This window comes from Pseudoclavibacter sp. VKM Ac-2867 (assembly GCF_015351275.1).
Lineage (GTDB): Bacteria > Actinomycetota > Actinomycetes > Actinomycetales > Microbacteriaceae > Pseudoclavibacter.
In genome coordinates, this window is the sequence record NZ_JADKSL010000002.1 from 217,427 (window position 1) to 236,599 (window position 19,173).

Consider the following 19,173-nt stretch of genomic DNA (forward strand, 5'->3'; position numbering starts at 1 on the left):
TACGCCTCGAGGCCCCTGAGTTTCGATGCGCTGAGGTTCTGCGATGCCACCAGCCGTCCAGCCAGGCTCAAGCGAGTCGGCAGACGACGGCGCCGTGCGGTCTGTGGGTTCTGCTCGTTCGCCGATGGGACTCGAGTACTTCGAATCCGCACGCCTCCAGAGCTCGCTCGAGCTCGCTCGCCGGCCACCGGTACGCGGTTGTGATGGCGTGATCGAACGCTTCGCACGCGGGACCTTCGAAATACCCGACGACAAGCAGGCCGCCTGCGCGCAGGACCCGAGCGAACTCGGTGAGGGGTTCGGAGATGCGAGACGGGTCGTGGTGGATCGTCGAGTACCAGGACAGAACGCCTCCGAGGGAGTCGTCGGGCTCGTCGATCTCGTAGATGCTCCCGACATCGAATCGCACGCCGGGATAGGAGGAGCGCGCACGCTCGATGAAGTCCGGGACCAGGTCGATGCCCCGGACCTCGAGCCCGCGACTGGCGAGGTAGTTCGTCCAATGCCCGGGCCCGCAGCCGGCGTCCAGCACCCGACCTTCGACTGCCGCCGCCCAGCTGTCGATGAGCTGACGGTCGGAGTCGTGCACCGACTCCATCGAACCCAGGAGGCTGCTGTACTCGTCGGCTCGGAGGGAGTACGCGTCCGTGGTGTTCGACATTCAGCCGATGCTAGCGAAACGCGACCCAGCGCCGAGACTCCTGGGAGGGCACACGGGAAGACGGGTACGACAGGCCTGGAGAATGCGGCGCCCGTCACCACGCTCGGGATAGGGCGGTGATGCGCTAGCCTTCACGCAGAGGGAAAAATCCCGTCCTGCTGAGGCAGACGGAAACGCACAAGCGGTCTCGTCGGAGTCGCCACTTCTTCATTGAAGGAGTGCGCTCATGTTCGAATCCACGACGCCTGCCGCCGTACAGGCTCCCCCGCCACGTCTGCGCGATGCGTGGGTTGCGCTGACCGGCCTCTCTGCGGTGTTCCTGTTCGAGATGCTCGACAATTCTGTCCTGAACGTTGCGCTCCCCTCCATCGGGCGCGAGCTCATCGCACCCACCGCCTCGCTGCAGTGGGTCTCCGGGGCGTACTCGCTCGCCTTCGGCAGCCTCATGCTTCTGTTCGGTTCGGTCGCTGACCGGTTCGGTCGCCGCCGCATTATGCTCGCCGGCCTGACGTTGCTCGCGATCGTGAGCGCGCTGACCGTGTTCGTCACGTCGATCGAGCAGCTCATCACCGCACGCGCGCTGATGGGAGTCGCCGCGGCGATGACAGCCCCAGGGTCGATGGCGTTGGCTTTCCGGCTCTTCGCTCGAGACGAGTTGCGCGTGCGGGCGCTGACGGTCATCTCGACTGCTGGGTTGGTGGGCCTCGCCGCCGGGCCCACGATTGGCGGGTTCGCTCTTGCCGTGTCACCGTGGCAGGTACTGATGGTGGCCAATGCTCCGATCGCAGCGATCGCCTTCTTTGGCATTCGCGCGGGGATCGCCGCTGACCAGCAAGCAGATCTTCACCGCGACCGCATCGATGTGATCGGCGCGATCCTCGGCACGGCAACCGTCGTCGGCGTCCTGCTCACTCCGACCCTGTTCGTCGCTGGTGCCGACGTCACTGTGGAGTGGAGCACAGCGACAGCCACGGTCGTCGCGGCCGTCGCATTCGTGGTCCGTATCCGCATGGCGCGCCATCCGCTGCTGGACTTGCGACTCGTCGGACAGCCTCAGGTCGCGAGTGGTCTGGCGTACAAGGCCGCCGCGGGCCTCGCGATGGCAGGGCTGTCGTACCTGGTCACAGTGCAATTGCAGCTCGCGTGGGGGTGGCCGCCCGCCCTCGCCGCGATCGCCACGCTGCCGCAGATCGTGGTGCTTCTCGTGAGCGGCCGCTTCGTCGGCCCGGTTGTCAGACGGCTGGGTCTTGATCGAGCAGCCTGGATGAGCGCGACCGCTGTCGTCGCGGGCCTTGCCGTGTTCGCGCTCCTGGGTCGCTTCGGTTACGCCTGGATCCTGCTTGCGCTCGTGCTCGTCGCCGCCGGGATGCGGGTCGTCGGCGCCGTCGCCGGGAACAACGTCCTGCGCGGCCTCCCCGAGAACCGCACCTCCATCGGTGCCGCCCTCGTCGACACCGCGAGCGAGATCGCCACCGCAGCCGGGATCACCGCTGCTGGCACGATCCTGGCCGCCCATGTCGCCGGCACTATCGCGACGGTGACCTGGACCCCGGACCGACTCGCATCGTTGCAAGACGCGATGCTCATCGCCGGTCTGAGCATCACCGTCCTCGCTGCGGCGCTCGTCGCCATCGGCATCCAACGTTCGCGTCGCACCCTTCCCGCGTCGATCACCACACAGGAGTCCACCGATGTCTGACCTCACACCTCGCCCGGCCTTCGATCCCGAGCTGGCCACCTTCCTCACCGCACTCGAAGCGCACGGGCCTCTCACCCTCACGACCGAGATGCTCCCGCACCTGCGCGGCCTCGACATCACGGAAGATGAACTCGACGAGCGGCTGCGGGCTCGCGGGTACGAACGGCGGACGCTCACCGTGCCAGGCCACCTCGGTGATCCGATCACCCTCGCCGTTGTCCAGCGCATCGGTCGCACCGGGATCACGAGCGCGTTCTACACGATCCACGGCGGTGGCATGGTGTTCGGCCACTACCTGGGGAATCTGGACTCATACGAGGACTGGCTCCTGAACGACCACGACGTGGTGCTCATCAGCGTCGACTACCGCCTCGCCCCCGAGTATCCCGACCCGTATCCGGTCGAGGACTGCTACGCGGGGCTGGCCTGGGTCGCAGCAAACGCCGATGCGCTCGACATCGACCCAGAACGCATCGTCGTCGTCGGCCAGAGCGCTGGCGGTGGGCTAGCCGCAGGTACGGCCCTTCTCTCCCGGGAACGGAAAGGGCCAGCCCTGATGGCGCAGATCCTGGTGTCGCCGATGCTCGACGACCGGGACTGCACGGTGTCGACCAGGCAGATCGACGGCATCGGGGTCGCGGATCGGCAGATGACTCGCTTCGGATGGGACGCCTATCTCGGATCCCGCCGCGCCGGCGAGGATGTCTCCGTCTTCGCCGCCCCCGCCCGAGCAACCGATCTCTCCAACCTCCCGCGCACCTACATCGACTGCGGCAGCGTCGAGGTCTTTCGTGATGAGACAGTCGCGTACGCGAGCAGCATCTGGGCAGCAGGCGGCGACGCGGAACTCCACGTGTGGCCGGGTGCCTTCCACGGATTCACGAGCATGATGCCGGGCGCGGTCATCTCTCGAAGCGCCATCGCCGCGCTGGCCGACTGGACGAGGCGACTTCTCGGCATCGCGACGCAATCACGATGAGAGATATGAACATCGTTCGGTGAGGATCGGAGCACTCCGATCAGCAGCTTGAGTCGATCACTCGCGTACTTGTTCCATCGGCGAGGAGGGCCTGGTCGTCGGCGAGGGGGAGCAACGGGTAGTCAGCTCCGTACGTGTCCAGCGTCGTGCGAATGAGGTCCGGTGGGTAGGGCGGCAGCTGCCCATCCGCATGCGGGATGACGGTCTGCTCGACCAGCCCGAGGCCGGTGAGATCAGTGAGCAGGGGCCCATCTGCGGGGTCGTCCATCAGGGAGGCGGGCGTGACATCGGGCCCCGCGATGATCGATCCGGCGCTGGACCCGACATAGGGGAGCCCCGCTCGCACGTGCTCGACCAAGGGGGCGTCGCAGCCAGACACGCGCAGCGCCTCAAGGAGCGCGAAGGTGCTCCCGCTCGCCACGTACAGCGCATCCAGCCCTCCGAGCACGCGCTCGAACTCGGCGACGCTCAGGCCCCGAACGGTGATGCCGACGACCTCGTGGCCCAGCTCCTCCACAGAGTCGCGTTCTGCTCGCACGAACGGAGCTTCCGAGAACGCCACCTGGGCGTCGTCGATGTAGCCGAGGCGGAGCGGGCCTTCGCGATCTGTCGACTCCGCGAGGAAAGACGACAGCGCACCCGGACAGCGAGAGAGCAGGAGGATCTTCACGCCGGGTACGGTATCAGCCACCGCCGACAGCTCCATCGAACTCAGGAGGCTGCTGTGCTCTTCCGCTCGAAGCTCGTTGCGTTGCGTCCAGACGTTAGAGCCAGTCGCGCTCGCGGGCCACTCGGGCTGCGTCATGGCGCGTGCCGGCACTCGTCTTCTGCATCGCACTGGAGAGATAGTTGCGGACTGTTCCCGGGGCGAGGTGGAGCCTCCGTGCGATGTCGCGGACGGAGTACCCCTCACGCGTCTCGCGCAGGACGTCGACTTCTCGGGCGGTGAGCGGCGAATCATCAGCCATGGCGGCCTCGAGGACATCATGGGCGATCCACCTCTGCCCAGCGTGAACGCGCTCGACGGCGTCCGCGATGTCTTCCGGGTCGGAGGCCTTGCTCATGAAGCCGAGCACACCGAGGTCCAGGGCTCGCCGGAGCACGCCGGGCCGTGCGTGTCGAGTGAGCATGAGGACGCGTTGGGCGGGCCGCTCGGCCAGGATCCGTGCAACGGCCTGCAGCCCGTCTGTCCCGGGCATCTCGAGATCGATGACAAGCACGTCAGGCTCGTGCTCGAGCGTGGAAGCGACGGCTTCGTCCCCGTTGCTCGCCTGGCCGACGACCTGGATCAGGCCATCGAGGGGGAGGAGCGCCGAGAGCGCGGTGCGCAGGAGGAGTTCGTCGTCCGCGAGGACCACGCGGACAGGGCCGCGGCCGCTGCTCACGACGCACTCCGCGCCGGAGTCTCGACCGACGGCGAGTTGATGTGAGCTGAGACGGTGAAGGTGGGCGGGGTGTGCTGCACGAACAGCGTCCCGCGATTCGCCTCGAGTCGTTCACGGAGTCGTGCGAGGCCACGGAGCGCAGCACCCTCCGCGCCGACTCCGTCGTTGGTGATCTCGATGCGGTCTGGAGTCGCGATGATGGTCACGCGCTCGGGGCTGGCATGACGCAGCAAATTCGTGGTCGCTTCGCGAAGCACCTGCGCGAGCAGCTCATGTGGGCTGGCCCCCGTCCCATCTGCGACCTCCGTCCTGACCTGGATGCCCACCGCCTGGCACAGCTTCGTGGCGTTCTCGAGCTCGGCCAGAAGGTTGAGTCGATGCCGAGCGTAGGCGAGCGTCCGAGTCTCCGCGATGGTGTCACTCGTGAGCTGGCGGATGTCATCGAGTTCGCTGATGGCCCGGTCTGGATCTGTCGCAACGAGACGACGGGCGAGAGCGGCCTTGAGCTTGATGACGTGCAGCGTGTGGCCCTGGATGTCATGCAGGTCTCCGGCGAAGCGCATCCGCTCGTTCGCGACGGCCAGTTCCGCCTCCGTCCTGGCAGCCACTTTCAGGCGCCGGACGACGAGCCAGACATGCTCGCTGAAGACGATGACCCCGGTGATGAACAACGTTCCCAGGGCCGGAGAGACCAGATAGAGAGTGACGAGCTCCCACGTCACCGGGTGGAAGACGAGCGCACTGGCGCCCATGCCGGCGACACCGGCCGCGAACACGACGAACCACAGCGTCCGCCTCCGCGACCTGGCCAGAAGCATGGCCCCGATCAGTGACAGCGGCACGAAGCTGATGGGGCTCGATGCGGTGAGCGAGCCGACACCCCAGCCCACCGCCGTGAAGATCAGCGCGAACATGGCCCTCCGCGGGTACCGATCCAGGCTCCACTCGCGGAGCACCCCGAGGGCCAGGAGGTAGCCGATGGCGGCCGTCGCGCCTTCCCACCAGGATGCGGCGGTGACCGCAACGCCCAGCAGGCTGAGCGGGGCGATCGCCACGACGGCCGTGACCATCGCCAGCTGGCGCATCCGCCGCTCGGACGGGACGTCATCTCGCCCCACCATGTCGATGGTCACCTCCGAGTCTCAGCGTCCCGCGTCTTGATCCTGCGTCCGACGGGCACCTTGGCGATCATCGCAGCAACAAGCATGCCGAGCGCAATGTACTGCAGGCTGGGGTTGTCGAGAAAGAAGCCCGTGATGTCCGCCGGCAGGGTGGTGAAGATGCCGAAGTCCCAGAAATGGAAACCGAGGTACGCGAGGAATACCGTCACCGTCACGGCGATCACGGCGTTGAGTGTCAGGTCGATTGCCTTCATAGTTCTCCAACTCTGGCCAGTTCCACGCGCTCCGGGTAGTGACGCTGTGTCACCTTCCTCGGTGACCTGACGTCACTACCGACTCTTCCCGTCTGACGGTGAGGTGGAACCATGACCTCAGCAGCTTCAGCGAGACACCAGTCAGGACCACCCCTGTGGCGGCGCCCGTTCCGCCTCATTCGCGACAACGCACGCGCCTACGCCTGGCTCAACGTGGGTGCCTACGGCCTCACCGCTGTCGGCTTCGTGCTGGGAATCGTCTTCCCGGACCTCAACGCAGCTCGAGCGGATGCCCTCGAGAACGACGGCACGGCGGGGCTGGTCCAGGAGCTCGTGCTCACGCCGCCCTTGTTCGCCCTCGTGATCCTCGCCGTCAACATCGGCAAGGTCGGGCTGGGCTTCATCGTCCTGCCGTCCCTCATCGTGCCCTTCGCTGGCCTGGGCCTCCTCACCTACTTCGCCGTGGAAACCGGCATCACCCTCGCTCCCACCTCGCCCGTCGCGTGGGTGCAGCTCATCCCGCACTCGCTGACCCTGATCATCGAGCTGCAGGCCTACATCCTCCTGCTGCTGGGCGCGTGGCTCCTCGGGCGGCACTGGCTCTTCCCGCGAACCATCGGCGCCCCCACTCGGCGACGCGGATACCTCCGTGGCCTGCAGCGCATGGGGCTGCTCGCCGTACCTGCGCTTTCCCTCCTCGTCATCGGGGCCATCTGGGAGGCGATCTCGCTCCGCTATTTCATCCACCCGCTCGCCGAGTGGCTGCTGTAGCTACACGTCTCAGCGTTCGGGGGTGCGCGCCGGGCCAGTTCTGCGCGTCATCCACCAGATGACGGCGGTGATGAGGATGAGCGTCGCGCTCGGCATGAGGGTGGCAAGCGAACCGGATGCTGTTTCGCGGCTGTCGAGCGCGCCGCCGAGATCGACGTGCAGCGTGGTTCCGAGCACGAGGGCCGTGACGTTGTAGACGACGTGGAGGACGACGGCGGTCTCGAGTCCGCCGGTGCGCCACGTGACGACTGCCAGCGAGCCGAACAGCACGAGGTAGGACGTGAGGATGTACGGGTCCAGTGAGCCATGGAAGAGCGAGAAGAGGACGGTCGGGATGATGATTCCGATCACGGCACCGACGCGCGCACCACGGGTCCACCCGCCGACCACGCGGAACATGAACCCGCGGAAGCCGTATTCTTCGCCGGCGGCCGCCAGTGGTGTCAGCAGCATCCCGATCACGAAGTAGGCGACGAGGTCGAAGGTGGTCCAGGGAACCTGCTCGGCGGGGGCGAGGAGGAAACCGGATGCAACGACAACAAGCAGTATCGGGCCGAAAGCGAGCAGCGCCCGGCCGAAGACGCCGAATCGAAAACGCCCGGCCACGGAGTGCAGCGACCGGAAGGGGACTCCGTAGAGCAGGCGCTGCAGCAGCATGCTGTAGGGGATGAGTACGCCGAGGGAGAGTGCTCCCGCGGCTTGCTGGAGGGGCGTGAAGCCGGTGCGCCCGAGAATCTGCGAGTCGACGATCGCCGCACCGAACAGGAACAGCTGCGCGAAGCCGACGAGGCCGCCGAACAGGAGGACGATCGCGAGGACGCCGCGGAGGATTCGACGCTTCTCACCCGCGTAGACGCGGTGGTACTCCACGGCCGTGGGCACGCGGGGCGTCGGTATCGGCTGGTCGTGTTGGAGGAGCCAATTCGTGGTGGTGTTCGGCATTGTCGTTCCCTTTCGTGGGTCAGCTCGCGAGTTCATCGATCCAGCTCGACCTCATCCGCAGCGCTCGCTCCGTGCTGCCGATGACGGCAGCGAGACCGATGAGCAGGTTGGCCTGAAGCGGCAGTTGCACGGGAGAGGTGAAGGTGCCAATCGAGTCGGCGATGGGAGGGATCTGCGAGAGCGATGCGATGATCTGCGGCACTTCGACGCCCAAGCCGATGACGACAAGCAGAGTCGAGACGATGCCGATGAGGCGGCTGACACTGGGGTGCCTGTAGTGCAGCCAGGCGCGGCGACCTTCTCCCGATGCGGGATCGGGGGTCAGCTGCACCTCGCTGCCGTCCGCGCGCACGTAGTGGCAGCGCTTGAGCCCGAAGCCGGTGATGGCGACTTCGATGTGACCGCCCGGGACCGGGAATCGAGTCGGCATTTTCGCGAACGACTGCAGTGCCCCGTTTACGTATAGGCGGGCACGGATCTCGCCGTCCGTCATATCGCCACCGTGCCGGACATCGACCGTGTAGGTGGATGCGGTGCCGTCGGCGGAGCGGAGTGTGATCGCGCGGAGCGACCTGCTCAACATCTGCCACCACCGGTAACGGCGAAGTGGCTCACCGGATCCTGCACGCACGCGCCGGGTGCGCCATTGCTTGAGCCCCATTTCACCCTCGATCCAAATTAGTACAGCGTGATAGCTAACGAGCGGCTAAGCTAGCACACCGTAATAGAGTGTTGTCGCGAGAAGGGCAGATATGACTGAGGCACCCAAGGAGCCGGGCACGCGCGACAAGATCCTGATCGCCGCGGCGACGATGCTCGGCGAGAACCCGACCGCACGCTTGAGCGTGAGGGCAGTCGCCGCCCGTGCGCAGGTGAGCACCGGCTCGCTCCGCCATTTCTTTCCGACTCAGCGCGATCTCATCGACACGGTTGTCGCGGGCCTCTACGACCTCGATATCCCCGACGATCCCATCACCGACCGCTCCCTGTCGCCGGCCGATCGTCTGATGGCCTGCTTGCGCCTGATCCTCGCGCAAGTGGGTGTTGGCGATCGCGCCCGAGAGCAATGGGGTGCCCTGTACGACGCGTACGTCGCATCCCCGCCGTCCGAAGACGAAGCGGCGACCTACTTCGCGCTCGAACGGATGGGGCGCCACCGTATCGAGCGATGGCTGACCACGCTCATCGAGGAGGGGGCCGTGCCCGCGGGCGAGGTCGAGCGGCGGGCACGGTTCCTCGCGACCGTACTCAGTGGCCTCATGACAGAGCGCGCTCTGCCCGCCGAAGCGGTGCGGACGGAGGCTGAGACGGAAACACTCCACCTCGCCGTGTCCGCCGTCACGACAGGGTGGAAGGCCACATGAACTCGCTCCTCTATGAGGCCGCGCTGCAGGTCGTTCCGCTGTTGCTCATCGCCCTCTTCCTGGACCGCCGCGTGACAGGTGACGAGACGACGGCGCGTGCCCGGCGATGGCACCGTTGGTCGAGCAAGTTCTCGCTGCTCCTGAACGGGATCGCGTTCATGCTGTCGCTGTTCGTCGTCGCGGGGGTGACACCTGCCGGCTCGCTCACCATGGCGATCGTCATCTCCGCCGTCGCAGGGTCGATCGGACTGCTCTGCGGACAGATCTGGCAACGGATCGACGAGGGGGGAAAGCCCGCAGGAAGGTGACTGGTCCGTTCGGCGACGTCATCTTCCGATTCGTCTCGCCCGCAACCAGAGCCGAGTGATTGCCGGAATTCCGTTGCGACAGACAGTCTCGTAACACGAAGCTCACCTCACTGTCTGAGCTGTTGAAGGAAAATGCTAGACACGACACTATGACCTCCTCCCCGATGGTCCATGAGCTCGGCCGGATCGATGTTGTTGCGCTGGAAGATCGACCTGCGCTGAGTCGAGACGTCCCCCTCGATCTCAATGAGGTACAAACGGCATGGCCAGCCTTCGAGGGAGCCTTCGACTCGCTTCAGGGGCGAAGAATGATGGGCCTGATCTTCGGCGGCGATGCCGTCTACCGTCTCGCCACCGCGCGGCTAGATCGCGATGTGGGCAACGCCCTCGGCTTGGACGAATCAATCATCCCGGGAGGCGACTATCTCAGACTGCGCCTCCGTGGGGAGGCCCCAGGCCTCTACAGCCAGATCGAAGCCGCCTTCGACGTTCTCTTCACTCTCGCTCATCATGACCACGACCACGAGAGGCCGCACATCGAGTCCTACCGTCGCGAAGGTGAGATCGATTGCCTCGTGCCGATCCAAACGGAGGGCTAGATGGACGATGCCGCTGTGGTGACGAGCTGCGTAGAGCACGCCCTGCGGATCATCGGGGAACAGGGCCGGGCAGTGGCGTCAGAACATGATGGCGGCTTCTTCGCTCGACTGCTCGGGCGCCCCGGGCGCTGACGGGCTGGAGCGGACTAGGGTGGGTCACCTGCCCCTTGCGGGCTTGGTGCGCCGGGAAGTCTGGTCGGCAGTGATCACGTGATCGCTTCGCTGACGAAAGGACCCCATTTATGCCTCGCCCCACGCTCCTGTTCGGGAACTCGCTGCATGTGCTCGAGTCCTTCGCAACCTCCGATGGGGTGATCGACTGCCGCATCGAGCGGCCTGCTTCGCTCACGACGAGCGCGAGAGCCCTTGTCCTTGCGGTCGACCTTCGTATCTCCACGACATCGCTGCACGCAAGGCGACAGCTGAAAGCAGTGCTCAAGGATGCGGTCGTGGAGGCACGACGGTATGGGCAGTTCGCGCATTTCATCGTCGTCTACGCTGCAGGCAAGATGGACGATGCTCGTCTTGATTCGGTAGCCGCAGGGTTGGCGGTGAGGGTGCATGCTTCGCTTGAGCGGGAGCTCGGCGAATCTGCGGACGTCGTTCTGCTGGATGTCACGGCCTGCACTGCGCCGGAGCAGCTGACGCGGCGGCTGGCCGCGCACATTCAGCGTCCGGCGGGCGCCGCCTCCGACACGGCATTGAAATGGCGGGATGTGGAGCACAACAGCATCGCTGCCGCCGCGACGAGCGACTACTGCTGAGCCGAAGCGGCATCAGTTTGGAACACATCCGGGATTCCGTCGCCGTCGGCATCGACGCGCTCCGCCGCGTGCAGTCGACGGTAGGTGCGGTTTCGAAGGCTCAGGATGAGCGCCGCGCCAGCCGCGGCGATCAGGGAAGCCAGCAGGATCGCGACCTTAGCGTGGTCCTGCTCGGCGGAGCCCGCGGGGAAGCTGAGCTCGGCGATCAACAGCGACACCGTGAAGCCGATCCCGGCCAGCAGTGCGACGCCCGTGATGTCGATCCAGCGCAGCTGCGGATCCAGCGCGAATCTCTTGGAACGGGTGACGAGCCAGGTCGTGCTGACGATTCCGATGGGCTTGCCGAGCACGAGGGCTGCGATCACGCCGATGGTGACAGGGTCGGTCAGAGCCGAGAAGAATCCGTCGATGCCTCCGATGGCGACGCCGGCGGAGAAGAACGCGAAGATGGGCACGGCGACGCCCGCGGAGATCGGGCGGAACCGGTGCTCGAACTCTTCGGCGAGCCCCGCACGGTCCGGGGTCGCGTCGCCCTTGCTGCGCAGGACAGGGATCGTGAACGCGAGCAGGACGCCGGCGATGGTGGCGTGAATGCCGGAGGCGTGAAGGAAGGCCCAGGCCACGACGCCGATCGGGAGCAGCACCAGCCAGGCCGCAAACGCATGACGGTCGAACAGGCTCCGGTAGCGCTGCGCGATGAATCCGTAAACCGTGATGACACCGAGCGCGATCAGCAGGGGAAGCAGGTCGATGGTGTCGGTGTAGAAGAGCGCGATGATGCTGATCGCGAGCAGATCATCCACTACGGCCAGCGTGAGCAGGAAGATGCGGAGCGGACTCGGCAGGTGCGAGCCGATGAGGGCGAGGACGGCGACCGCGAAGGCGATGTCGGTGGCCGTGGGGATGGCCCAGCCGTCGAGCAGCTCAGGCGAACGGGCGACGACAAGCGTGTAGATGACAGCCGGGATGGCAACGCCACCCACCGCGGCGGCGATCGGCACGGCGGCAGTGCGGAAGCTGCGCAGATCTCCGGAGACGAACTCCCGCTTCAGCTCCAGGCCCACCATGAAGAAGAAGATCGCCAGCAGGCCGTCGGCGGCCCACGCTCCGAGGCTCAACTCGAGGTGCCACGGCTCGTAGCCGATGCGGAAGTCGCGCAGGGCGAAGTAGCTCTCGGCGAAGGGCGAGTTCGCCCAGACGACCGCGATGACGGCCATGATCGCCAGCAGGACGCCGCCGACGGTCTCCTTGCGGAGAATGTCGCCGATGCGGCGGAACTCTCGATGACTGCCCCTGCTGGGGACAGGGGTGGGAGTCTGATCGGTGGTTGGGGACGAGGTTGCAGACGTCATAGGGCTCCGAGCGGGTTCGACGACAGGACATCGTCGACCAGGCTTCCCGACACACCAGCGCCGATTTTACCAGGGGCCCGATGATGGACCGGTCACCCTCGCGAGCGCGCACGCGCCCGAGCAGAGTCGAGGAGCATGATGTTCAGCAGTGAGCCTGCGCGGGCGCCCGCAGCTGTGACGACTGTCGGCTCCCGTCTGTCGAGTGTCCTCAATCGCTTCGTCACGAGGTGGCCGGCGCGAGCGGCGGTGCTCGTCTTCGTGGCTGCGGCGCTGCTGTTCGCGGCTCTCTTGGCTCTCCCGATCGCCGCCGCGGATGGCGCGCCGACACCGTTCCACGACGCGCTCTTCACCGCCGTCTCCGCGGTGACCGTGACGGGGCTGACGACCGTGAATACCGCGGACCACTGGTCTCTGTTCGGTGAGGTCGTCATTCTCTTCGCTGTCCAGACCGGTGGGCTCGGTGTCGTCACCCTCGCTCTGCTCCTCGCGCGCATCGTCACGCGCCGTCTCGGCGTTGGAGGGAAGGTGTTCGCGCAGGAGGTCATCGGCGCGTCGGGCCTGGGAGACGTGTGGCGCCTCCTGCGGGTGGTGCTGCTGACCACGTTCACCATCGAGGCGGCCCTCATGATCGTGCTCGTGCCAGCTTTCGCGGTCGCGGAGGGATCCCTGGGGCTTGGCCTGTGGCATGGCTTGTTCTATGCCGTTTCGGCGTTCGGCAACGCGGGCTTCTCGCTGCATCCGGACGGGCTTGCCACATTCGATGGGAACTTCGCGATCCTCATCCCGATCATGGTCGGTGTGTTCGTCGGGAGCCTCGGGTTCCCGGTCTTCCTCAACCTGCTCCGTGCGCGTTGGGTGCGCAAGCAGTGGACGCTCCACACGAAGCTCACCCTCGCAACCACCCTCATCCTCCTCGGCCTCGGCGCAGTCGGCTGGTGCGTCGCGGAATGGAGCAACCCGGCCACCCTCGGCGAACGCCCGGTGCCGGACAGACTCTTTCAGGGGCTCTTCGCCTCGGTGATGATGCGTTCTGGTGGCTTCTCAGTGCTCGACCCCGCGCTCTCCTCGCCAACCGCGTGGCTGTTCACGGACGCGCTGATGTTCGTCGGTGGCGGGTCCGCTTCGACTGCCGGCGGCATCAAGGTCACGACGCTCGCGGTCCTCTTCCTTGCCATCGTCGCGGAAGCACGCGGAACGAAGCACGTGAACGTCGCGGGCCGCCGCATCCCCGTGAGCACGCAGCGCCTCGCCATCAGCGTGACCTTCCTCGGGGCGACCCTGGTGCTCGTCTCCACCTCGCTGATCATGCTCACCAATCCGGTCGGACTCGACCGCGCGCTGTTCGAGGTCATCTCGGCGTTCGCAACCTGCGGCTTGTCCATCGGTCTTTCCGAGGAGCTGAATCCCTTCGGCAAGTACGTGCTCTCCGCGCTCATGCTCATGGGGCGCGTCGGGCCGATCGCCCTCGCGACAGCCCTCGCTGTCCGCCAGCGCAACGTCCTCTTCACGCTCCCCGAGGAGCGCCCGGTCATCGGGTAAGTCGTGCAGGACAGGCGCTCGATGACCAACACGCGCCCAACACGGCGCCCTTATTCCAGCGCGGTGAGGCGCTCGACGAACTCGTCTGCGGCAGCGACCTGCTTTCGGAGCTTTGCCTGCCGCTCGAGCGCTTCGCTTCGGATCTCCTCGAGACGAGCGCGGTTTCCGGCGTTCTCGGGATGCGCAGCCAGCTCGTCGACGACGTCGAGCAGCTCTCGCATCTGCTCCAGGCTGTAGCCCAGCGGCTTCATGCGGCGGATGAGCAGCAAGCGCTCTTCGTCCTCGGCGGTGTAGAGGCGGAACCCGCCCTCGGTGCGGGCCGAGGGCACAAGCAGCCCGATCTCGTCGTAGTGGCGCAGTGACCGGATCGACATCCCGGTGCGGTCGGCGAGCTTGCCGATCTGCATCGTTTCCTCGGTCATCTCGTGCCCCTCTTGGCTTAACCCTCACGTTACGGTAGGTTTGCGTGGGTTGCGGTTCTCCGCGATCCTCTCACTCTTTTCGAGACGCCTCAGGCGCTCGTGGTGCGCAACGGCGCGTGCTCCCTCGTCCTATTCCTGCACCCACCGAGGAGCTCCTCCCGTGACCATCGTCACCCCTACTTCCGATCCCTCATCCCGCTACCGCATCGAGCCGACCGTGCTGCAGGCGCTGCGGAGCCCCCGCATCCTGACTCGCGAGGTGCTCGCTGGTCTGGTCGTGGCGATCGCGCTCATCCCCGAAGCCATCGCATTCTCGATCATCGCCGGCGTCGACCCTCGCGTCGGCCTCTTCTCTTCGTTCGTGATGGCCGTTGCCATCGCGTTCCTCGGCGGTCGACCCGCGATGATCACCGCCGCGACCGGCGCGATCGCGCTTGTCATCGCGCCCGTCGCCCGCGACTACGGCATGGACTACTTCATCGCCACCGTCATCCTCGGCGGCCTCATCCAGATCGTCCTCGCCCTGCTCGGGGTCGCGAAGCTCATGCGCTTCATCCCGCGCAGCGTCATGGTCGGGTTCGTGAACGCCCTCGCGATCCTCATCTTCATCTCGCAGGTGCCGCAGCTGCTCGGCGTGCCCTGGCTCGTCTACCCGCTCGTGGTCGCGGGCCTCCTCATCATGTACCTGCTGCCGAGGCTCACGAAGGTCGTGCCAGCCCCGCTCATCGCGATCGTGCTGCTGACCGCCGCCGCCGTGGTCTTCGGCCTGAACGTGCCCACCGTCGGCGATCAGGGAGAGCTGCCGCGCAGTCTGCCCGAGCTGTTCATCCCGAACGTGTCGCTCAACCTGGAGACGCTGCAGATCGTCGCTCCGTTCGCCATCGCGATGGCCGTGGTGGGCATCCTCGAGTCGCTGATGACCGCGAAGCTCGTGGACGAGATCACCGACACCCACTCCCGCAAGACCCGCGAGACCTGGGCGCAGGGTGTCGCCAACATGCTCTCCGGCATCTTCGGCGGCATGGGCGGATGCGCGATGATCGGCCAGACAATGATCAACGTGAAAGCGTCCGGTGCCCGCACCCGAATCTCGACGTTCCTCGCCGGCGTCTTCCTGCTGGTTCTCGTCCTCGCACTTGGAGACGTGGTCGCGGTCGTTCCCATGGCAGCCCTCGTCGCCGTCATGATCGTGGTCTCCATCGCGACCTTCGACTGGCACAGCATCACCCCGGCCACGCTGAAGCGCATGCCGAAGAGCGAGTTCGCGGTCATGCTCATCACCGTCGTCGCGACCGTCTGGACCCACAACCTCGCTATCGGCGTCGTGCTCGGCGTGCTCGTCGCCATGGTCCTCTTCGCCCGCCGCGTCGCGCACTTCACCAACGTCACCCGCCGCATCGACGGCGGCACCGCCCAATACGACGTGGAGGGGGAGCTGTTCTTCGCCTCCAGCAACGACCTCACGACGCAGTTCGAGTACACGACAGACCCGGATCGCATCGTCATCGACATGTCCCGCTCCCACATCTGGGACGCCTCGACTGTCGCCGCCCTCGACGCCGTCGTCGCGAAGTATGAAGCCCACGGCAAGAGCGTGCACATCGAGGGCATGAACGACGCGACCACCGCCTTCCACCAGCGACTCAGCGGAGGGGTGGCATCGAGCCACTAGGTCTCGGGCGCGACGGCTGTCTCACGAGAGTCTCAGAGGGTGAGCTTGAATCCCGTGTGCGAGGGCTGGAAGCCGAGGCGGTCGTAGAAGCGGTGGGCGTCGGCGCGGGCACTGTCGGACGTCAGCTGCACGAGCGTGGCGCCGAGTGCCGGCGCAGCCACGCTGACTGTCCAGTTCATGAGGGCCGTGCCGATCCCAGACGAACGATGGTGGGTCGCAACCCGCACCGCCTCGACCTGGAGCCGCCAGGCGCCTCGGCGGGCCATCCCGGGGATGAGGGTGAGCTGCAGGGTGCCGACGGCGGCTCCGGCCAGGTCAGTCGCCAGAATGACCTCGTTGCCAGGGTCAGCGATGATGCCCTTGAGCGCCCTGCGGTACAGCGTCTCATCAGCATGATCGGCAACGTCGCCCCGAGACGCGCTGATCGGGTCATCGGAGAGCAGCCCCATGAGCGCGGGCAGGTCTTCGAGCGTCGCTCGACGGACCACGATGGGCTCGGCTGCCGTCGAGAGTTCGGCCGGAAGGGTCAATTGGTTGAGCATGGCCTCATGCTCGCACTGCGAGATCCACCCAGCACTCGGAGGCCGCCGGCCGTGCTCGGAATGCTCTAGGCGCAGGTCCCCGAAACTTCTCAGCCTCAGATGACTGCGGAGCGCTGCGCGTGCAGGGGAGACTGGGGGAGATGCGGGCCGGAGACTTTGAGCTGACGATGGATGAACTGCGAGCGGTGGTCCAGTTCGCCGCCGACTGCGCTCAAGAGCTTCTCCTCGACTTCGAAGCCGCTGCCCCAGACGACTCGCGGCCTCGCGACGCGCTCGACGCTGCCCGGTTGTTTGTCGATGGCGCTCCACGCTCGAACCTGCAACGTGCGGCCGCTTTCGCAGCACACCGCGCCGCCAAGGGTGTCTCAGGGGAGCCCGCCCAGCTCGCAGCGCTGGCCTGTGGGGACGCCGCGGCGGCCGCGTATCTTCACCCGATTGCGAGAGCAACGCAGCTCGGGCATATTCTCCGCCCGGCGGCCTGTGCTGCGCGGGTCGCCGAACTGAAGACAGGCTCAGCAGGCAGCGATGAGGTTCGACGCCTGGCTGATCGGGCGACTTCACCCCTGCCCGAGGTACTTCGGCGATACCCATCGGCGCCGTCCGGTAGTTCACGAGTGGCACAGCTCATGAGGGAACTCGACTCGGCGATTCGACTCCGAACCTAGGCGGCGAGACCGAGAGTGGTCAGCGTGTGACACTGCGGGCGGCCTGCTCGGCAGGGGCGATGGCCGCAACGGCGGTTGTAGGATCCCGGAATGAACCGAGCTCGCGTTGTTGCTGTCATCGCCTGGGGGCTGGCCGCGGTAGCAGCCTGCGTCGTGATTCTCGCCCTCACGCTTCCCGCGTCCGTCGTCGTGTCCACGCAAGACCCCGTCAAAGTCGTCTGCACCCCCGTCCTCGGCACTGACCCGGATTACCGACTCGGTGTTCGTGACACGGGTGGGAACGGGATGCAGGAAGCGATCGGTGCTTGCGCGGCGTCACGCGACCGGAGCTTGGGGACCGCATTGGTGCTGGGAGTGGCGATCACGGGATTGACGGCCGTTGGGCTGGGTTCCCGTCGTCGCAGCGAGGCCTGACGGGGCCCACAACCTTGAGTCGCCTGACCCGACCAGAGTGATCGCTTGGGGGCCGCGCTCGCGGGCAGCTTGGCTCAGACCTTGGAGCGGCGTGCGTGCGTACGTGCCTTCATCCGGTTGCCGCAGACCGCCATCGAGCACCACTTCGCGGTGCCAGGGCGACTGTGGTCGACGAGGAACTGGGTGCATTCGTCATTCGCGCAGGCGCGGAGGCGCCCCGGGAACTCCGTGATCACGCTCGACCACGCCAGCACGGCTCCCGCCGCAAGGCGGTCGTCGTCGGGAGCCTGAAGCTCCCAGGTCACGCCATCCGAGGTGACGCGCGGCGTCTGCACGGCATCGTCGAGGATGCCCGCGAGCTCTCCGATCGCCCCTCCGTCAGCTCCACGGATGACGGCCTGCAACGCCTGTCGCACGCGTCGGAGGCGCGCCAACTCGTTCGCGGATCCTGTCCCGCCCCAGCCGCGAGCGACGTCTCGACCCGCCGCGCCCTGGAGGCTGTCGGTCGGGGTGCCCTCGATGACCGGTGCGCTGTTCAGCAGGCTCAGCAGCAGTTCCTCGTTGCGAAGCACCTTTCCTCGCTTTCCCGCACCGTCCGGTGCGATGGATCCATGCTACCGTCCTGCTAACCAGTAAAACAAGTCAAAGGGGTTAGCCATGGTTACCGTCCACCACCGCACCGTCTCCGTCGATGGGCTCGACGTCTTCTACCGCGAAGCCGGCCCCGCCGACGCTCCCGTGCTCCTGCTCCTGCACGGGTACCCGAGCAGCTCACACATGTTCCGGCACCTCATCCCCGCGCTGGCCGATCGGTACCGCGTCATCGCTCCGGACCACATCGGCTTCGGCCGTTCCGCTGCGCCTTCCGTCGACGAGTTCGAATACACCTTCGCGGCCCTCGCGCAGGTGACCGGTCGGTTCCTCTCGACCATCGAGGTCACGCAGTACACGATGTACGTCCAGGACTACGGCGCCCCGGTTGGCTGGCGCCTCGCTCTCGCCGACCCCGCTGCGGTCGTCGGGGTCATCTCCCAGAACGGCAATGCGTACGAAGAGGGCTTCGTGCCCGGCTTCTGGGACCCGATCTGGGCCGACGCCGCCGAGCGGACCACCGAGACGCGCGACGCGCTCCGTCCCGCCCTCGGCCGGGAGGCCGTCGAATGGCAGTACACCCACGGCGTGCCGGACATCACGACCGTCGACCCCGACGCGTGGGAGCACGACCTCGCGCTCCTCGCCCGGCCGGGGCAGGATGACGTGCAGCTGACACTCTTCCGCGACTACACCACCAACCGGGACCTGTACCCAGCCGTGCATGCCTGGCTCCGCACCTCGCAGGTGCCGGTTCTCGTCGTCTGGGGGCGCAACGACGAGATCTTCGACGCCGCCGGCGCCGAGGCGTTCACCCGCGACGCTCCGCACGCTCGAGTCGACCTCATCGATGGTGGACACTTCCTGCTCGAATCTCACCTGGATGAGGTCGCTGACGCCATCAAGGGCTGGCTCCAGGCCAGCGAGCGACGCGCGTAGAACGTCGGGCTGACCTCCGGTCCCGATATCGCAGGCAGGGCCTAGGCGGCCGTCACCATGAGCGTTCGGCCGCCTTGGATCACGCAGCCTCTTCGTGATCTCACGCTCCGCGAGCTCGGCAACATGCCATCGGCCGTGGATCAGGCTTCCGCGCGGTCACCGCTCGGAGTCCTGGGTCGTGATGGTGATG

Annotated in this window: 22 protein-coding genes; 11 read left to right on the plus strand and 11 right to left on the minus strand. The window is 66.5% G+C overall.

Annotation, left to right across the window (positions count from 1 at the left end; genetic code table 11):
• Positions 1-67: 67 nt before the first annotated feature.
• Positions 68-661 carry a class I SAM-dependent methyltransferase gene (locus ITJ67_RS04030; protein WP_194676822.1) on the minus strand — a complete coding sequence of 198 codons (594 nt, stop codon included), beginning with the start codon at positions 659-661 and terminating at the stop codon, positions 68-70.
• Between the two features lie 226 nt (positions 662-887).
• Here ITJ67_RS04030 and ITJ67_RS04035 point away from each other — a divergent pair, with 226 nt between their 5' ends.
• On the plus strand, positions 888-2,360 hold the full coding sequence (locus ITJ67_RS04035) for an MFS transporter (protein ID WP_194676823.1): 1,473 nt from the start codon (positions 888-890) through the stop codon (positions 2,358-2,360).
• Positions 2,353-3,339, plus strand: a complete 987-nt coding sequence (locus tag ITJ67_RS04040) for an alpha/beta hydrolase (protein ID WP_194676824.1) — start codon at positions 2,353-2,355, stop codon at positions 3,337-3,339. The genes ITJ67_RS04035 and ITJ67_RS04040 overlap by 8 nt, the downstream gene beginning before the upstream one ends.
• A 40-nt stretch (positions 3,340-3,379) precedes the next feature.
• Here the strand turns inward: ITJ67_RS04040 and ITJ67_RS04045 are convergent, their stop codons facing one another.
• The 4 genes from ITJ67_RS04045 to ITJ67_RS04060 form a co-directional block, all read right to left on the minus strand.
• Positions 3,380-4,030, minus strand: a complete 651-nt coding sequence (locus tag ITJ67_RS04045) for a Type 1 glutamine amidotransferase-like domain-containing protein (protein ID WP_219820383.1) — start codon at positions 4,028-4,030, stop codon at positions 3,380-3,382.
• Between the two features lie 73 nt (positions 4,031-4,103).
• Entirely contained in the window at positions 4,104-4,724 is a 621-nt protein-coding gene (locus ITJ67_RS20165; RefSeq protein ID WP_236558608.1) for a response regulator transcription factor, read from the minus strand.
• Positions 4,721-5,857, minus strand: coding sequence for a sensor histidine kinase (locus ITJ67_RS20170; RefSeq protein WP_160074730.1), 1,137 nt, complete (start codon positions 5,855-5,857; stop codon positions 4,721-4,723). The genes ITJ67_RS20165 and ITJ67_RS20170 overlap by 4 nt, the downstream gene beginning before the upstream one ends.
• Positions 5,854-6,099 (minus strand): hypothetical protein, encoded by a 246-nt coding sequence (locus ITJ67_RS04060; RefSeq protein WP_194676825.1) that lies wholly within the window; start codon positions 6,097-6,099, stop codon positions 5,854-5,856. The genes ITJ67_RS20170 and ITJ67_RS04060 overlap by 4 nt, the downstream gene beginning before the upstream one ends.
• 111 nt (positions 6,100-6,210) lie before the next feature.
• On the opposite strand from ITJ67_RS04060, the gene ITJ67_RS04065 reads away from it, so the two are divergent.
• Positions 6,211-6,870: a stage II sporulation protein M gene (locus ITJ67_RS04065; RefSeq protein WP_194676826.1), complete on the plus strand. Its 660-nt coding sequence runs from the start codon at positions 6,211-6,213 to the stop codon at positions 6,868-6,870.
• Positions 6,871-6,879: 9 nt separating this feature from the next.
• On the opposite strand, the gene ITJ67_RS04070 is transcribed toward ITJ67_RS04065, so the two are convergent.
• Positions 6,880-7,812, minus strand: coding sequence for a CPBP family intramembrane glutamic endopeptidase (locus ITJ67_RS04070; RefSeq protein ID WP_194676827.1), 933 nt, complete (start codon positions 7,810-7,812; stop codon positions 6,880-6,882).
• Between the two features lie 19 nt (positions 7,813-7,831).
• Positions 7,832-8,395, minus strand: coding sequence for a hypothetical protein (locus ITJ67_RS04075; RefSeq protein WP_228502279.1), 564 nt, complete (start codon positions 8,393-8,395; stop codon positions 7,832-7,834).
• A gap of 169 nt (positions 8,396-8,564) precedes the next feature.
• Here ITJ67_RS04075 and ITJ67_RS04080 point away from each other — a divergent pair, with 169 nt between their 5' ends.
• The 4 genes from ITJ67_RS04080 (at position 8,565) to ITJ67_RS04095 (ending at position 10,847) form a co-directional block, all read left to right on the plus strand.
• Positions 8,565-9,176 carry a TetR/AcrR family transcriptional regulator gene (locus tag ITJ67_RS04080; protein ID WP_194676829.1) on the plus strand — a complete coding sequence of 204 codons (612 nt, stop codon included), beginning with the start codon at positions 8,565-8,567 and terminating at the stop codon, positions 9,174-9,176.
• Positions 9,173-9,484, plus strand: coding sequence for a hypothetical protein (locus ITJ67_RS04085; protein WP_194676830.1), 312 nt, complete (start codon positions 9,173-9,175; stop codon positions 9,482-9,484). The genes ITJ67_RS04080 and ITJ67_RS04085 overlap by 4 nt, the downstream gene beginning before the upstream one ends.
• Before the next feature lie 149 nt (positions 9,485-9,633).
• Positions 9,634-10,083 (plus strand): AraC family transcriptional regulator, encoded by a 450-nt coding sequence (locus tag ITJ67_RS04090; protein WP_194676831.1) that lies wholly within the window; start codon positions 9,634-9,636, stop codon positions 10,081-10,083.
• A gap of 281 nt (positions 10,084-10,364) precedes the next feature.
• Complete coding sequence (locus tag ITJ67_RS04095) at positions 10,365-10,847, plus strand: hypothetical protein (protein WP_194676832.1); 483 nt, start codon at positions 10,365-10,367, stop codon at positions 10,845-10,847.
• On the opposite strand, the gene nhaA is transcribed toward ITJ67_RS04095, so the two are convergent.
• The gene (nhaA, locus tag ITJ67_RS04100) at positions 10,838-12,199 is read right to left on the minus strand and encodes a Na+/H+ antiporter NhaA (protein WP_160074748.1); all 1,362 of its coding nucleotides are present in this window, start codon (positions 12,197-12,199) and stop codon (positions 10,838-10,840) included. The two genes, ITJ67_RS04095 and nhaA, sit on opposite strands and share 10 nt — an antisense overlap.
• 135 nt (positions 12,200-12,334) lie before the next feature.
• Here nhaA and ITJ67_RS04105 point away from each other — a divergent pair, with 135 nt between their 5' ends.
• Positions 12,335-13,738: a TrkH family potassium uptake protein gene (locus ITJ67_RS04105; RefSeq protein ID WP_228502280.1), complete on the plus strand. Its 1,404-nt coding sequence runs from the start codon at positions 12,335-12,337 to the stop codon at positions 13,736-13,738.
• A 50-nt stretch (positions 13,739-13,788) separates the two neighbouring features.
• Here ITJ67_RS04105 and ITJ67_RS04110 read toward each other — a convergent pair whose 3' ends face one another.
• The gene (locus tag ITJ67_RS04110; RefSeq protein ID WP_194676833.1) at positions 13,789-14,160 is read right to left on the minus strand and encodes a MerR family transcriptional regulator; all 372 of its coding nucleotides are present in this window, start codon (positions 14,158-14,160) and stop codon (positions 13,789-13,791) included.
• Between the two features lie 160 nt (positions 14,161-14,320).
• Between ITJ67_RS04110 and ITJ67_RS04115 the strand changes: the two genes are divergently transcribed.
• Positions 14,321-15,832 carry a SulP family inorganic anion transporter gene (locus ITJ67_RS04115; RefSeq protein ID WP_194676834.1) on the plus strand — a complete coding sequence of 504 codons (1,512 nt, stop codon included), beginning with the start codon at positions 14,321-14,323 and terminating at the stop codon, positions 15,830-15,832.
• A gap of 32 nt (positions 15,833-15,864) precedes the next feature.
• Here the strand turns inward: ITJ67_RS04115 and ITJ67_RS04120 are convergent, their stop codons facing one another.
• On the minus strand, positions 15,865-16,374 hold the full coding sequence (locus ITJ67_RS04120) for a GNAT family N-acetyltransferase (protein ID WP_194676835.1): 510 nt from the start codon (positions 16,372-16,374) through the stop codon (positions 15,865-15,867).
• A 167-nt stretch (positions 16,375-16,541) separates the two neighbouring features.
• On the opposite strand from ITJ67_RS04120, the gene ITJ67_RS20175 reads away from it, so the two are divergent.
• Positions 16,542-17,039 (plus strand): putative immunity protein, encoded by a 498-nt coding sequence (locus tag ITJ67_RS20175; protein ID WP_323741389.1) that lies wholly within the window; start codon positions 16,542-16,544, stop codon positions 17,037-17,039.
• A gap of 488 nt (positions 17,040-17,527) precedes the next feature.
• On the opposite strand, the gene ITJ67_RS04130 is transcribed toward ITJ67_RS20175, so the two are convergent.
• Positions 17,528-18,025, minus strand: coding sequence for a CGNR zinc finger domain-containing protein (locus ITJ67_RS04130; RefSeq protein ID WP_194676837.1), 498 nt, complete (start codon positions 18,023-18,025; stop codon positions 17,528-17,530).
• An 85-nt stretch (positions 18,026-18,110) separates the two neighbouring features.
• Here ITJ67_RS04130 and ITJ67_RS04135 point away from each other — a divergent pair, with 85 nt between their 5' ends.
• On the plus strand, positions 18,111-18,983 hold the full coding sequence (locus ITJ67_RS04135) for an alpha/beta fold hydrolase (protein ID WP_194676838.1): 873 nt from the start codon (positions 18,111-18,113) through the stop codon (positions 18,981-18,983).
• Positions 18,984-19,173: the final 190 nt, after the last annotated feature.